Genomic DNA, 14,116 nt, shown 5'->3' with positions numbered 1-14,116 from the left:
GCCGGCTCAGTTGTACTGATGACCAAGCAGCAGATATTCGATCAGGGCTTTCTGGGCATGCATGCGGTTTTCCGCCTCGTCCCAGACCACGCTCTGTGGGCCGTCAATCACCTCGGCGGTCACTTCCTCGCCGCGATGGGCAGGCAGGCAATGCATGAACAGCGCATCCGGCTTGGCGTGCTTCATCAGCTCGGCATTCACCTGATAGCTGGCAAAAGCGTCCAGCCGTGCTGCGCTTTCGGCTTCGTAGCCCATGCTGGTGAACACGTCGGTGGTGACCAGATCGGCACCTTCCACCGCCTTGACGGCACTGTGGGTGGGCTCGAAATGCTCGGGACCGTAATGCTCGCCATCCAGCACGGTCAGCTCATAGCCTACCGGGGTGGCCACCTTCAGCTTGAAACCAAGAATCTTGGCCGCCTGCAACCAGGTGCGACAGACATTGTTGCCGTCACCAATCCAGGCCACGGTCTTGCCCTTGATCGAACCACGATGCTCGATGAAGGTGAAGATGTCGGCCAGAATCTGGCAGGGGTGATATTCATTGGTCAGGCCATTGATGACCGGCACCTTGGAATGCGTGGCCAGTCGCTCGACCAGCGATTGCTCGAAGGTACGAATCATGATGATGTCGCTCATGCGCGACAGCACACGGGCCGTGTCTTCGATGGGTTCGCCGCGCCCCAGCTGCGAGGTCTTGGTGTCCAGGAACATGGCATGACCACCCAGTTGGGCCATGCCCGCTTCAAAGGAGACCCGGGTACGGGTGGAATTCTTCTCGAAGATCATGGACATTACGCGGCCAACCAGCGGCTGATACAGCTCTTTTTCGCTGTGTCGTCGCTTCAGTACCTTGGCACGCTCGAAGATGTGGCGATATTCCTCGTGGTTCAGGTCGCTGAATTGCAGGTAATGTCCTACTGGCTTCATGGGTAAGATTTCCAAAAAAAAAGGCCATCGCGCATAGAACACGGTGTGTGTCTTCATGCGCAATGGCACATTACTACACGCTGGTCTCAAGTCAGTTAACTGGTGTCGCAATCCCGTAGCAAACGGATGCAAAATTTACATATTTGCGACAATTGTTATATTTATCGGAATTTGGCCGTTCTGACAAGCTCTCAGCTGAACAACAATCTGTCAGGCAAATGCGATAACTCCCTATCTTTCAGCACTCTGACATACATTTCCCCACCATCTTCCGCCAAACCATGCGTTTCTATGGACTTTTGTGTCTTTTGCAGACGCGCCAGGTATGACAGGATACTGTCGTCAATCACCTGCCCTGGCACCAAAACCGGGATGCCAGGTGGATAAGGCACAATCTGGTCGCAGCACACCCGGCCATTCAGTTCGGCATTGGGGCGGCCATCATCATCCAGCAAGGGCAGGCGTTCGCCCGCTTCATAAAAGGCATCACGTGGCAGGCAGGCCAGCCGTGAAAAACGCGGAATTTCCGGCATGCGACCCAGCGCACGCGGCGGCCGCTTCTCCTTGGCCAGTCGCAACAGCGCATCGTACAGCCGCGAGACCTTGCTGCGCGTCGTACCCATGGTCAACAGCAAGGTAATGGTGCTGAAAGTCGACTTCTCCACCTGGATGTTGTAGCGCTCGAACAGCGCGTGCTGCAACTCGTCAGTGGTAAACCCGGACTGGGTAATGTCCACCGTCAGCTTGGTCGGATCCAGCCGAATGCCGTCCTCACGAATGTCCTCCGGCAGCAGGTCTTCCAGCTCCAGCACGCGGAATGCGCCAGTGGAGTTGATCTTGTCGCGCAACTCCTCCGCCAGCTTCAAGGTACGGTCGAGCAAGCGATAACCTTCGGTCACCGCCTGCTTGCGCGCGACATCCAGGCTGGCAATCAGGTTGTACTGCGGACTGGTGGAGGTGTGCATATTGAAGTTTTCCCGGAACAGATGCTCGTCAAAGCCGGGATCATTCACGTGAATCATGCTGGCCTGGGAGAAGGCAGACAGAATCTTGTGCGTGCTTTGCGTGACATAGTCGGCACCGGACTCCAGCGCCGTCGGGCGGAAAGCCGGATGGAAACGGGCAAAGCCATACCAAGCCTCGTCCACGATCACCTTGATACCCTTCTCGTGCGCGGCCTCGATGATGGGCACCAGGTCATAGCGCAGACCATCATAGGTGCAGGAGGTCAGAATCAGCACCCGCGCATCCGGATTGGCCTCGATGGCGGCAAAAATGGTGGCTTTGGGCACCGGTCCAAAAATGCCGTACTGACGATTGATGGAGGAATCCAGATACACCGGCAAGGCACCAGACAGAATCACCCCGTGGTGTACCGATTTGTGACAATTGCGATCCAGCAGCAATTTGTCGCCCGGGGCCAGCAGGGTCTGGAAAATCACCTTATTGGAGGTAGAGGTGCCATTGGTGGCGAAATAGGTCTTGCGTGCACCAAAGGCCTTGGCCGCCAGTTTTTGTGATTCGGCAATCACCCCGGTGGGATGCAGCAGGGAGTCCAGCATGGGCACCGAAACCGACAAATCCGCCCGCAGCATGTTCTCGCCGACAAAATCATAAAAATCCCCTACCCACGGGCTGCCCTTGAGCGAATCACCACCGGCATGGCCCGGCGTATGCCAGGAATCCTTGGCCATGCGCACATACTGTTTGAGCTTGTCATAGAAAGGCGTGGCCGATTTTTCTGCCAGCTCGGCCGTCAGGATGCGAAACCAGCCGTTGTAATCGGTCTCGTCACGGTAAAAATAACCATCCACCGCATGACTGGCCAGGCTCTCCACCAGCACTCTTTCATCGTCATCCACCAGCAATACATAGAGCGACAGCTCGGGGCGGAAGTCGCTGATCTGGTTGGCCAGCTGTACCGCCGCCTGACTGATGCCCTTTTCCTGCAACTGCTTGTCAACCAGCACAGCCTGAATGTCGCCATCGCGGCGGATGACATCCATGGCCTCCTTCAGGCGCGCCGCGCCGATAAAGGTCAAACCGTAGGGATTCTCCAGACGCACGGCCACGGCTCCCAGCCCGGCCAGCACATCGGCCTGCCACTTTGCATCATCGCTTACCACCAGAACGCGGCTAACGGGTGTCATGAACTGATTTCTCCTGTGTGTAGAACGCTGCGTACTTTATTGTCTGTCTGTCCATGCGTACGCAATGCAGAGTCGGCATTTTCCAATCAGTCACTATCCGTTTCCCCGGATTTAAGGTGACTTTGCCGAGCACTCTGGCTGAATTGTTTTTTGGCTATCGTATCCACAAGCTGACCGAGCCGTCATTTTGCATAGCAGCATTTGCGCACAGACGAAAATCCGCGACGCTTTAGCACGAATCGGGTGCCCGGCTTGCGGTACAATCGCGCCATGCTGAACGATGCTGAAAAAGACGCCATCCGCGATCACTACCGCACCCTTGCCGACAATCTGCCCGGCTTTCGCCCGCGCGCGGCCCAACGCCGCATGCTGGCGGAAATCGCCAATGCCTTGTCACGCAGTCTGGATAAACAGGGGGATGCCTACCCTAATCGTGAAGGCGAAAGCATCGCCGTGATCGAAGGCCCCACCGGGGTCGGCAAGAGTCTGGCCTACCTGTTGGCCGGCGGGGTGATGGCGCGCTCGCGCGGCAAAAAACTGGTGGTCACCAGCGCCACCGTCGCCCTGCAGGAACAACTGGTCAACCGCGACCTGCCCTTCGTGGTGGAAAACAGCGGCCTGCCGCTGACCTTCGCCCTGGCCAAGGGCCGTGGCCGTTATCTGTGTCCGCAGCGCATTTATGCCCTGACCGCAGAAAACGCCCAGGGCCAGTTGCTGTCCCCCGATCCCATGCTGACGCTGTGGGACCGCAAACCGCAGGCCGGCGAGATTGAAGCCCTGCGTGCCATGGCGGATGAGTTCTATTACCGCCGCTGGAATGGCGACCGTGACACCTGGCAGGAAATCATCGACGACGGCCTGTGGGCACGTGTCACCAATGACCGCCACGGCTGCCTGAAAGCGGCCTGCCCCAACCGTCCGGAATGTCCGTTTTATCTGGCACGCGACACGCTGGAAACCGTCGACGTCATCGTGGCCAACCACGACCTGATGCTGGCTGATGTCTCCATGGGCGGCGGCGTCATCCTGCCGGCACCGGAAGATAGCTACTACTGCATCGACGAGGCACATCATCTGGCCAAGAAAGCCATCAACCAGTTCTCCGCCGAGCATTCGCTGGCGCAGGCGATTGGCTGGCTGGACAAGGTGGCTCCCATTGCCGCACGGGTGGAAACCCTGACCGGAAAATCGGAGATTGCCACCCAGGCCATGGATGCCGCCACCGCATGCGTGGAAACATTGGGCGAATGGCTATGGCTGCTGGGCGGTGAACAAGCCCTGGCTGCCAACAGCGAAAACATGGAGCCCACCTGGCTACTCGAAGACGGCCAGTTGCCAGAAAACCTGCAAACACCAGCCAGTAATATGGCGATTGCCGCCCGCGCCATCTTCAAGCACCTGTCGGCGCTCAACGATGCCCTTACCGAAGCACGCAAGGAAAAAGGCAGCGATACCACGCAGATCGACAAGGCAGCGGCTGATCTGGGCTTTCTGACCGGCCGTGCAGAACAAGTCATGGCCGTGTGGGACCTGTTTGAAAAACAGACCGAAGAATCCGCCCCGCCAATTGCTAAATGGATTACCCGTCGCCTGGAGGGCAAGGGCGACTATATTTTCTCCGCCTCCCCCGTCAGTGCGGCTGCCAGTCTGGCCGCCACCTTGTGGCGCCGCGCCGCCGGTGCGGTGCTGACCTCGGCAACCCTGCGCTCGCTCGGTGCTTTTGATTTGCTGCTGTCGCAAACCGGCCTGAAGTGGCTGCCACAAGTCAGCTGTGTGGCACTGGATTCGCCATTCAACTTCACCGAACAAGGTGAACTGTACCTGCCACCCATGCTGGCCAGTCCGAAAGACCCGCAAGGCCACACCCGCGAAATCGTCGAGTGGCTGCCCAAGCTGGTGGATACCGGCGAGCCGGTCGGCACACTGGTATTGTTCTCCTCGCGCAAGCAAATGCAGGAAGTGGCCAGCCAATTGCCCGATGCACTGCGTGCACAATTGCTGATCCAGGGCGAGATTCCCAAAAGCGTGCTGCTGGAAACCCATCACAGCAGGCTGAAACAAGGTCAGGCTAGCGTGATATTTGGCTTGGACTCCTTCTCGGAAGGTCTGGACCTGCCGGGAGAGAGCTGCGTGCACGTCATCATTGCCAAGCTGCCCTTCGCCATGCCGGACGATCCGGTGGGCAAGACCCTGTCGCGCTGGATTGAAAAACGCGGAGGCAACCCATTTGTGGAGCTGACCGTGCCGGAGGCCTCAATCAAGCTGATTCAGGCGGTGGGCCGACTGATCCGCACCGAGCGCGACTATGGCCGCGTCACCATTCTGGACAACCGCCTGCTGAAACAAAGTTACGGAAAAAAACTACTTGCCTCGCTACCGCCATTCAAGCGCATTTGATTTTCGGGTAAAATTGCGGGTAAACCCGCTATTGCCCTGCATCAAAGACAGTCCAAAACAACAACACTGTCTTTGCTATAGATAAATACAGAGACCACACCTTAAAAGCACACTCCGGTTCATCACCATGATCTGCAATCCATATGAAGTAGTCATCCAGGGGCTTACCTCCGAAGGCCGCACTTTCCGCCCCAGCGACTGGGCAGAGCGCCTGGCCGGCATTCTGGCCTCCTTTGGCGGCGACCAGAAACTGTCCTACCACGCCTATGTTCGCCCCATGCTGCTGGAAGGCGTGCGCTGCGTCGCCGTGGACAAAAAGCTGCAAAAGATCGACCCGCAAGTATTTCAGTTCCTGATGGATTTTGCCAAAGACAATGACCTAAGAATTGTCGATTGCCGCACACTAATCGACGAGGTTTATCCCAATAAGTTTTTAGCATAAAAACAACAGTTAGCTTTTTTCCAGCAGAGCTTTGCATCTTTTCTGCAACATTCGCGTCACATTTTGTGGTTAAACTTCGACAGTACTGAGGTGCTGGACGGCTCAAACATAGAGATTCGCCACAACCAGTACGTATAACGAACATAAAACCCCTGATGGAGCACTGATGATGCAAAAGAAAAGCCTAGCCGCACTGGTTGCAACCCTGTTCGCCGTTCCCTTCGCCGCCCACGCAGATGTAACCATTTATGGTTTCCTGAGCAGTGGCATCGAATCTACCAAGGCCACCGGCGCCACCGCAGGCTCCAGTTCTGATTACAAATCCCGTACACGTGTTGTTGACCACAACTCCCGCATCGGCTTCAAAGGCAGCGAAGATCTGGGCAATGGCACCAAGGCCATCTGGCAAGTCGAAAGCAGCCTGCGTAACTTCGAACAAGGCGGCACCAACGACAAAAACCAGAGCGCAACTTTTGCCACCCGTAACTCCTTTGTAGGGTTGGACAACGCCAATTTCGGTAAGGTACTGGTAGGCCAAAACGACAGCGCGTACAAAACCCTGACCAACATTGGCCTGAACTTGTTTGGCGATACCACTGCTGAAAACAACGGTTCCTCCAGTGTTTACAGCCGTGCTGAAGCACGCCTTACCAACTCTGTTCATTACTTCTCGCCGAACTGGTCTGGCTTCCAACTAGGCGTATCCTACGGCGTTGATGAAACCCGCACGGACAGCGTTGCAACCAATGGCTCGACCGACGCCACTCGTCTGTCGCTGGCTGGCAACTACACCAATGGCGGCCTGCAAGTTGCTGCCGGCTGGGATCGCCAGAATGACAAGGGCGATTACAAGGGCGCGACCCTTTACTCCGGCAAGAACACCAACTTCTACAAATTGGCTACCAGCTACAAATTTGCATCGGGTACTTTCGTAGGTGCCGGTTATGAATTTGGCCGCTTCGATGCCACCACTGGCGGCACCACCCTGAAACAAGACGACTGGACCCTGTCGGTTGGTCAAGATATTGGTGCTGCTACGCTGAAACTGGAATACAGCTCGCTGGGTCGCCTGAAGGGTGCTGCTGCTGGCACTGAAGACGACTACAAGGCGCATCAGTGGGCCCTGGGTGCTGACTACAACCTGTCCAAGTCCACCAAAGTGTTCGGCTACTACACCAAGATCACCAACAAAGCCAAGCAAGCTGCCAACTTTGCCAACAATGCCGTTTACACCTCGGTATCAGGCACCACCGGTACCCTCGCTGCAGGCAACGACCCGCAAGCCTTCGGTGTTGGTCTGAAAGTTGCGTTCTAAGCTGCACACCGCTTAGCAACAAACTGTAAAACGGGCATCCTCAAGGATGCCCGTTTTTTCATCATTTGCTAGAATGGAACATTGCCGCACACACCAAGACCACCACAATGAGCGTTGAACTGAAAACAGCCGCCGATATCGAGAAAATGCGTATCGCCGGCAAGCTGGCCTCCGAAGTACTCGATTACATCACTCCCTTTGTCAAACCGGGCGTAACCACCGAAGCCATCGATAAGCTATGCCATGACTACATGGTCAATGTGCAAGGCTGCATTCCGGCCCCGCTGAACTACGCACCCGATGGCCACAACCCCTACCCCAAATCCATCTGCACCTCGATCAACAGCGTGGTATGCCATGGCATTCCCAATGACAAGCCGCTCAAAAACGGCGACATCATGAACATCGACATCACCGTGATCAAGGACGGCTACCACGGCGACACCAGCCGCATGTTCTTTGTTGGCGAAGTCAGCGAACATGCCCGTCGTCTGTGCAAAATCACCTATGAATGCATGTGGCGCGGTATTGAAAAGGTCAAGCCAGGCGCCACACTGGGTGATATCGGCTATGCCGTACAGCAATACGCCGAAACCAATGGCTATAGCGTGGTACAGGAATTCTGCGGCCATGGTATCGGCAAGCGCTTCCACGAAGAGCCGCAGGTTCTCCACTACGGCCGCCCCGGTACCGGCCTGGAGTTGCAGGCCGGCATGATCTTCACCATCGAACCGATGATCAACCAGGGCAAACGCCACCTGCGCATGATGGGTGACGGCTGGACGGTTGCCACCAAAGACCGCAGCCTGTCCGCGCAATGGGAACACACCATCCTGGTGACCGAAACTGGCTATGAAATACTGACCCAGTCAGCCGGCACACCGGCCAAACCTGCCGCACGCTAGTCCCTGCTCATTCACTGCGCACAGAACACCCGCCACTGGCGGGTGTTTTTCCGTGTAAAAACTGGTAATCATCAACAGATAGCACTATAGTAAGTCGATGATCTGACAGCACTTACATCGGGATTAGCCATGCTGAACATCAATAGCAATCTCGGCGCACTCAACGCCCAAACCCAGCTCGACAAATCACGCAAGAATACCGAGCAGACACTTTCCCAGCTTGCATCCGGCACCCAGTTGAGCAGTGCCGCGGTCAATGCAGCCAATACGGCCCTGTCGCAATCACTTGAAGCACAAGTGCGTGGAGACAACCAAGCCAGCAGCAATGCGCTTGATGGTATTTCCATGGTTCAAACCGCCGACAGTGCGCTAAGTCAACTACAAGACAATAGCCAGCAGCTGCAGGATCTGGCCATTCAGGCCGGCGATGCCGCACTGAGCAGCAGCAACCGACAATCCTTGCAACAGCAAGCCGACCAGCTGACACAAAGCAATTCGGCCATCATCCAGAACACCCAATACAACGGCAGCGCCTTGCTGAGCAGTAATAACGCGCTGCAATTCCAGACAGGCCCCAACGGCGACAGTAGCAACCAGATCAGTGTAAATACCAGCAACCTGAGTGCCAGCCCCTCAAGTGGTGGTCTTCACAGCTACAATGCCAATTTGAATGCCACCGGCACCATCGACCTTTCCAGCCCGGCCAGCGCACTGGCGGCTCAAGGCAATATCCAGACCGATCTGAACACCATCAGCAGCTCGCGCACCCAGCTCGGGGCCAGCAGTAACCAGTTCTCCGCTGCCATCAATAATCTGCAGAACTCATCGCTGAATGCGCAAGCCGCCAACAGTCGCATCAGCGATACCGATTACGCCGCAGCGGCCGCACAGTTGGTACAGCAACAGATACTCGGCCAAGCGGCCATGGCGATTCAGGGCCAGGCCAATATCTCCCAGCGCAGCGCACTCAGCCTGCTCGGCTAACTCTGGCAACTTTATCGCACCGCGGCACTCCAAGTTTCAGTAAACAACCGGCAACAGTACGCACCGGCCCGCACAGGATAGCGCCCGCTATCCTGTGCTTTTTATTGATCAACAAGGAGTAAAACCATGCCAACCCAACCGGCCATTATCGTTTCCAGCCTGGACTATGAAAGGCTGGCCGCCTGGATGGAGCGACTTCCCGCACAGGACAAGACAACCTTGGCGGCTCTGGAAGCAGAACTGGAACGCGCAGAAGTGGTAGAACCGGAAAACATCCCGGCCGGCATCATTACCATGAACAGCACGGCACGGGTACGGATTGAGCAAAGCGGTGAAGAAAAACTGCTGACCCTGGTTTATCCCAATCAGGCCGATGGTACCGCCGGCCACGTATCCATCCTGGCCCCCATCGGCGCAGCCCTGCTGGGACTGGCTGAAGGCCAAAGCATAGACTGGCCCACACTGGCCGGTCAGACCAGGCTGACCGTACTGGAAGTAACCTACCAGCCAGAAGCTGCCGGCGAATTGCATCGCTGAGCGCAGGCAAAAAAACGGCCAGTCCTGTGACTGGCCCTGTTTCTATCTGAACTCCCACTCACCAGCAACGCTGAATCATCTGCGCCAACTTGATCAACTTGCCGTGGAAGAAATGCCCTGCACCCGGGAAAACCAGCACCGGCAAATCCTGCGGCCTGGCCCAGTCAAGTACGGCTGACAGCGGAATGACTTCGTCCTCTTCACCGTGAATCACCAAGGTGTCGTTTGGTACCGCTGGCGTGGGGATTTCATACTTGCCCACTGCCACGCCCATCAGCAGCAATTTGTCAGCTTCAATCACCGCCCGGGTACGGGCTGCCACAAAACCACCAAACGAGAAACCGGCCAATGCCAGCGGCAGATCACCCTGCTCGCTACGGGCATGGGCCACCACCGCCAGCACATCATCCACCTCACCCAGGCCGTGATCATGCAGGCCTTCACTTGCCCCGACACCACGCAGATTGGGGCAATAGCAGACATACCCCAATTGGGATAGCGCCTTGGCGGCCGTCTGCACCACTTTGTTGGTATTGGTCCCGCCTTGCAGTGGGTTGGGATGGCAGATCACGGCGATACCACTGGCCAGCCCCGGTGGCGATACCACGATGGTTTCCAGCGCACCGGCAGGTCCGGCGATGACAAGCTTGTTTTGCGCCTTCAGCATCAGACTTTCAGCCTTTCCACAATGCGGCCAGCCACCATGTGTTCATCGACGATTTCGTCAATATCCTCTCGATCGACAAAGGTGTACCAAGTCTCTTGCGGATAAACCACCATGACCGGCCCCTGATCACAGCGCCCCAGGCAGCCCGCCTTGTTGACACGAATCTTGCCGTCACCCGCCAGGCCCAGCGCCTTTACCTTGTCTTTCATATACGACAGCAACTCACTGGAGCCGTGATTATTGCAACAATCCTCGCCGGCAGCCCGCTGATTGCAGCAGACAAAAACATGCTTGTCGAAAAAACTCATGCGTTTCCTTTCCAAGGTTGGGCAGACCGCTGCCTACACAGCGCACTGCCACCTCACAGCTTAACCATCACTATCGGCCCAGCCACTGATGCCCAGCGTGGCCGCGTTTTCAAACTTTGCATGCTTGCCGACAAAGGCCAGCCGCACGGCACCGGTGGGGCCGTTACGATGCTTACCAATAATCGCCTCAGCCATGCCTTTTACCTCGGCATTTTCCGGGCTGTAGTATTCTTCGCGATACATGAAGATGATGATGTCGGCATCCTGCTCAATGGCACCGGATTCACGCAAGTCGGACATCATCGGTCGCTTGTTGGGGCGCTGTTCCACCGCACGCGACAGCTGCGACAGGGCAATCACCGGTACTTGCAACTCTTTGGCCAGGCCTTTCAGTCCACGCGAAATTTCACCCAACTCCGCCGTACGGTTGTCGCCACGGCCAGAACCCGACATCAGCTGCAAATAGTCGATCACGATCAGGCCCAGCTTGCCGCCATGCTGGCGGGCCAGACGCCGCGCCCGCGCGCGCAGCTCCAGTGCGGTCAATGCCGGCGTTTCGTCGATATACATCGGTGCCTCGGATAGCTTGCCGATAGCGTAGGTGAGCTTTTGCCAGTCTTCGTCGCCCAGCTTGCCGGTACGCAACACATGCTGATCCAGCCGGCCCACCGAGCCCAGCATACGCATCACCAGCTGTGCCCCGCCCATTTCCATGGAGAACACGGCCACGGGTGCCTTGTACTCCACCGCCACATGCTCGGCGATATTCATGGAGAAGGCGGTTTTACCCATGGACGGACGACCAGCCACAATCACCAGGTCTCCCGGCTGCAGGCCGGATGTTTTGGCATCCAGATCGATAAAGCCGGTGGGAATGCCGGTCACTTCGTCCGGATTATCACGGCTGTACAGCATGTCGATACGCTCGACCACTTCCTTCAACAGGCCGGGCATTTCCAGAAAGCCCTGCTTGGACTTGGCCGTCGATTCGGCAATCTGGAACACCTTGCCCTCGGCCTCGTCCAGCAGTTGGGCCGCATCGCGCCCCAGCGGTGCATAGGCCGACTCGGCGATCTCCGCCCCAACCACTGCCAGCTGGCGCATGATGGAGCGCTCACGCACGATTTCGGCATAGCGGCGGATATTGGCGGCGGATGGCGTATTCTGCGCCAGCGTGGCCAGGTAGGACAGGCCACCGATGTCAGCCAGCTCGGCATTCTTGTCCAGCACTTCGGACACCGTCACCACGTCGGCCGGGCGGCCCAGCTCGATCAGGCGGGCAATGTGCTTGAAAATCAGTTTGTGGTCATGGCGATAAAAATCGGCCTCTGATACCACATCGGCAATCTTGTCGAAGGCGCTGTTGTCCAGCATCAGGCCACCCAGCACCGACTGCTCTGCTTCAGTGGAGTGCGGCGGGGTGCGCAAGGACGCCATGGCGCCGTCAAAATTTTCGTACTGTTCGGTCATGGAGACTCAATGAAATGTGCTACAGGCAACAGCAGGGAATCAGGTGGCAATTCTAGCAGTTTTTACCCGCCACATAGCCGGATGACCACGCCCACTGAAAGTTATATCCCCCCAGCCAGCCGGTGACATCCACCACCTCGCCGATAAAATACAAACCAGGAACCGCGCGCGCCTCCATGGTCTTGGAGGACAGAGCCTTGGTCGATACGCCACCGCGCGTGACTTCTGCCTTCTTGTAACCCTGGGTGCCGTTAGGCTTGATGCGCCAGTGGTGTAGCTGCTCGGCCAGTTGCACGCGCTTCTTGGGTGTCAGCTCTTTCAGCCGTACATGGCAGCCCTGCCGCGCCAGCCAGGCCTCGGCAAAGCGCTTGGGCCAGCCCAACTCCGCTAACGCATTGCTGAGCAGCTGCTCGCTACCCTGCCGCTCCTCCAGAAAAGCCAGTCCATCGCAATCGGGCAACAGGTTGATCACCACATCCATGCCGGGTTCCCAATACGAGGAAATCTGCAAGATGACCGGACCTGAGAGCCCCTTATGGGTAAACAGCACCTGCTCACGGAAGCGGCCCTTGCCAGCACGCACTTCCACATCCAGCGACACCCCGGCCAGGGGAGCAAAGGCTTCGGCATCTTCCACATGAAAAGTCAGCGGCACCAAGGCCGGGCTCAGGCTGGTTACCGGCAAGCCGAACTGCTCGGCAATGCGATAGCCCAGTGGCGAAGCACCAATCTGCGGGATGGATAAACCACCGGTAGCCACCACCAGTGAACGCGCTTCAAAGCAGCCCAGCGAGGTATCCAGCACAAAGCCACCAGTCATCCCTGCGCTCACCGCCGTCACGGTGACACCCATGTGACGCTCCACCCCGCCCTGACGGCACTCGGCATCCAGCATGTCGATGATTTGCTGGCTGGAGTCATCACAAAATAGCTGACCCAGCTTTTTCTCGTGGTAGGCAATACCGTGTTTTTCCACCATTACCAGAAAATCACGCGGGCCAAACTGTGCCAGCGCAGAGCGGCAGAAATGGGCATTTTCTGACAGATAGCAATCGGGCCGGGCCGCATTATTGGTGAAGTTGCAGCGCCCACCGCCAGAGATACGGATTTTCTCCGCCAGCTTTTGGGCATGATCCAGCAGCAGAACCTGCCGTCCATTCTGGCCGGCGACAGCAGCACACATCATGCCGGCAGCCCCGGCTCCCAGTACGATGACGTCAAATGACTTATTCATTTTCTTACTTTACTTATTTAGTCAACTATTGGCGATTAACAGGCGATTCCAGTACACTTGGGCATACAGCATTCCGCTAGATTCGGCTTACGCAATTCTGCAAGCCCAATTCTCAACAAGGAGAGCATGATGGAACACAAACTGCCGGAACTGCCATACGCACTGGATGCGCTGGCCCCCCACATCTCCAAGGAAACTCTGGAATTCCACTACGGCAAGCATCATCAGACCTACATTACCAACCTGAACAACCTGATCAAGGGTAGCGAGTTCGAAAACGCTTCGCTGGAAGAAATCGTCAAGAAATCCTCCGGTGGCATTTTCAATAACGCTGCTCAGGTGTGGAACCACACTTTCTACTGGTTCGGCCTGGCTCCCAATGCCGGTGGCGAACCGACCGGCGCACTGGCTGATGCCATCAACGCCAAATGGGGTTCCTTCGAAGAATTCAAGAAGGCCTTTACCCAGACTGCCGTTGGCACCTTTGGCTCCGGCTGGGCCTGGCTGGTCAAGAACAGCGATGGCTCGCTCGACCTGGTTTCCACCAGCAATGCCGCCACCCCGCTGACCACCGACAAAACCCCGCTGCTGACCTGTGATGTATGGGAACACGCCTACTACATCGACTACCGCAATAGCCGTCCGAACTACCTGGACAGCTTCTGGAAGCTGGTGAACTGGGATTTTGCTGCCAAGAACTTCGCTGCCTAAGCAGACTTGAGTTCCAAGCAAGGGCCTTACGGCCCTTTTTTATTGCCCCCGGCACGGTCGGGGCAA

13 protein-coding genes are annotated in these 14,116 nt (G+C 57.0%); 7 read left to right on the top strand and 6 right to left on the bottom strand.

All coding sequences use genetic code 11. The annotated features are described in order from the left end of the window. Positions 1 to 6 precede the first annotated feature (6 nt). Both argF and DBR44_RS07020 read right to left on the bottom strand, forming a co-directional pair. Positions 7 to 930 (bottom strand): ornithine carbamoyltransferase, encoded by a 924-nt coding sequence (argF, locus tag DBR44_RS07025; RefSeq protein WP_124643359.1) that lies wholly within the window; start codon positions 928 to 930, stop codon positions 7 to 9. A gap of 191 nt (positions 931 to 1,121) precedes the next feature. After that, on the bottom strand, positions 1,122 to 3,080 hold the full coding sequence (locus tag DBR44_RS07020; protein ID WP_124643357.1) for an aminotransferase class I/II-fold pyridoxal phosphate-dependent enzyme: 1,959 nt from the start codon (positions 3,078 to 3,080) through the stop codon (positions 1,122 to 1,124). A gap of 270 nt (positions 3,081 to 3,350) precedes the next feature. Between DBR44_RS07020 and dinG the strand changes: the two genes are divergently transcribed. The 6 genes from dinG to rnk all read left to right on the top strand — a co-directional run bounded on the left by dinG (position 3,351) and on the right by rnk (position 9,660). Continuing rightward, positions 3,351 to 5,477: an ATP-dependent DNA helicase DinG gene (gene dinG / locus DBR44_RS07015; protein WP_124643355.1), complete on the top strand. Its 2,127-nt coding sequence runs from the start codon at positions 3,351 to 3,353 to the stop codon at positions 5,475 to 5,477. A 127-nt stretch (positions 5,478 to 5,604) separates the two neighbouring features. Continuing rightward, positions 5,605 to 5,919, top strand: coding sequence for a DUF3579 domain-containing protein (locus DBR44_RS07010; RefSeq protein WP_059285374.1), 315 nt, complete (start codon positions 5,605 to 5,607; stop codon positions 5,917 to 5,919). 166 nt (positions 5,920 to 6,085) lie between these two features. Beyond that, positions 6,086 to 7,234, top strand: a complete 1,149-nt coding sequence (locus tag DBR44_RS07005; protein ID WP_233578409.1) for a porin — start codon at positions 6,086 to 6,088, stop codon at positions 7,232 to 7,234. A gap of 107 nt (positions 7,235 to 7,341) precedes the next feature. Further along, the gene (gene map, locus DBR44_RS07000; protein ID WP_124643353.1) at positions 7,342 to 8,139 is read left to right on the top strand and encodes a type I methionyl aminopeptidase; all 798 of its coding nucleotides are present in this window, start codon (positions 7,342 to 7,344) and stop codon (positions 8,137 to 8,139) included. A gap of 129 nt (positions 8,140 to 8,268) precedes the next feature. After that, positions 8,269 to 9,123 (top strand): flagellin, encoded by an 855-nt coding sequence (locus DBR44_RS06995; protein WP_124643351.1) that lies wholly within the window; start codon positions 8,269 to 8,271, stop codon positions 9,121 to 9,123. A 126-nt stretch (positions 9,124 to 9,249) separates the two neighbouring features. After that, positions 9,250 to 9,660: a nucleoside diphosphate kinase regulator gene (rnk, locus tag DBR44_RS06990; RefSeq protein ID WP_124643350.1), complete on the top strand. Its 411-nt coding sequence runs from the start codon at positions 9,250 to 9,252 to the stop codon at positions 9,658 to 9,660. Positions 9,661 to 9,718: 58 nt separating this feature from the next. On the opposite strand, the gene DBR44_RS06985 is transcribed toward rnk, so the two are convergent. Genes DBR44_RS06985 through DBR44_RS06970 form a run of 4 tightly spaced genes read right to left on the bottom strand, consistent with a single transcriptional unit; the run spans position 9,719 to position 13,339 of the window. Continuing rightward, entirely contained in the window at positions 9,719 to 10,327 is a 609-nt protein-coding gene (locus DBR44_RS06985) for an alpha/beta hydrolase (RefSeq protein WP_124643348.1), read from the bottom strand. After that, the gene (locus DBR44_RS06980) at positions 10,327 to 10,635 is read right to left on the bottom strand and encodes a ferredoxin (protein WP_124643346.1); all 309 of its coding nucleotides are present in this window, start codon (positions 10,633 to 10,635) and stop codon (positions 10,327 to 10,329) included. Before DBR44_RS06980 ends, DBR44_RS06985 begins: the two co-directional genes overlap by 1 nt. A gap of 60 nt (positions 10,636 to 10,695) precedes the next feature. Beyond that, entirely contained in the window at positions 10,696 to 12,105 is a 1,410-nt protein-coding gene (dnaB, locus tag DBR44_RS06975) for a replicative DNA helicase (RefSeq protein ID WP_124643344.1), read from the bottom strand. A 52-nt stretch (positions 12,106 to 12,157) separates the two neighbouring features. After that, complete coding sequence (locus DBR44_RS06970; RefSeq protein WP_124643342.1) at positions 12,158 to 13,339, bottom strand: NAD(P)/FAD-dependent oxidoreductase; 1,182 nt, start codon at positions 13,337 to 13,339, stop codon at positions 12,158 to 12,160. Positions 13,340 to 13,468: 129 nt separating this feature from the next. On the opposite strand from DBR44_RS06970, the gene sodB reads away from it, so the two are divergent. Next, on the top strand, positions 13,469 to 14,050 hold the full coding sequence (gene sodB, locus DBR44_RS06965; protein ID WP_124643499.1) for a superoxide dismutase [Fe]: 582 nt from the start codon (positions 13,469 to 13,471) through the stop codon (positions 14,048 to 14,050). Positions 14,051 to 14,116: the final 66 nt, after the last annotated feature.

The organism is Aquitalea sp. FJL05 (assembly GCF_003852595.1).
GTDB lineage: Bacteria > Pseudomonadota > Gammaproteobacteria > Burkholderiales > Chromobacteriaceae > Aquitalea > Aquitalea aquatilis.
The sequence above is the reverse complement of the archived record's forward strand: the minus strand, read 5'-3'. Positions and strand labels throughout refer to the sequence as shown.

Coding starts and splice junctions, on each gene's coding strand:
- DBR44_RS06995 (WP_124643351.1), top strand. CDS start 8,269: ATGCTGAACATCAATAGCAATCTCGGCGCACTCAACGCCCAAACCCAG.
- DBR44_RS06970 (WP_124643342.1), bottom strand. CDS start 13,339: ATGAATAAGTCATTTGACGTCATCGTACTGGGAGCCGGGGCTGCCGGC.
- sodB (WP_124643499.1), top strand. CDS start 13,469: ATGGAACACAAACTGCCGGAACTGCCATACGCACTGGATGCGCTGGCC.
- rnk (WP_124643350.1), top strand. CDS start 9,250: ATGCCAACCCAACCGGCCATTATCGTTTCCAGCCTGGACTATGAAAGG.
- DBR44_RS06980 (WP_124643346.1), bottom strand. CDS start 10,635: ATGAGTTTTTTCGACAAGCATGTTTTTGTCTGCTGCAATCAGCGGGCT.
- DBR44_RS07020 (WP_124643357.1), bottom strand. CDS start 3,080: ATGACACCCGTTAGCCGCGTTCTGGTGGTAAGCGATGATGCAAAGTGG.
- dinG (WP_124643355.1), top strand. CDS start 3,351: ATGCTGAACGATGCTGAAAAAGACGCCATCCGCGATCACTACCGCACC.
- map (WP_124643353.1), top strand. CDS start 7,342: ATGAGCGTTGAACTGAAAACAGCCGCCGATATCGAGAAAATGCGTATC.
- argF (WP_124643359.1), bottom strand. CDS start 930: ATGAAGCCAGTAGGACATTACCTGCAATTCAGCGACCTGAACCACGAG.
- DBR44_RS07005 (WP_233578409.1), top strand. CDS start 6,086: ATGATGCAAAAGAAAAGCCTAGCCGCACTGGTTGCAACCCTGTTCGCC.
- DBR44_RS07010 (WP_059285374.1), top strand. CDS start 5,605: ATGATCTGCAATCCATATGAAGTAGTCATCCAGGGGCTTACCTCCGAA.
- dnaB (WP_124643344.1), bottom strand. CDS start 12,105: ATGACCGAACAGTACGAAAATTTTGACGGCGCCATGGCGTCCTTGCGC.
- DBR44_RS06985 (WP_124643348.1), bottom strand. CDS start 10,327: ATGCTGAAGGCGCAAAACAAGCTTGTCATCGCCGGACCTGCCGGTGCG.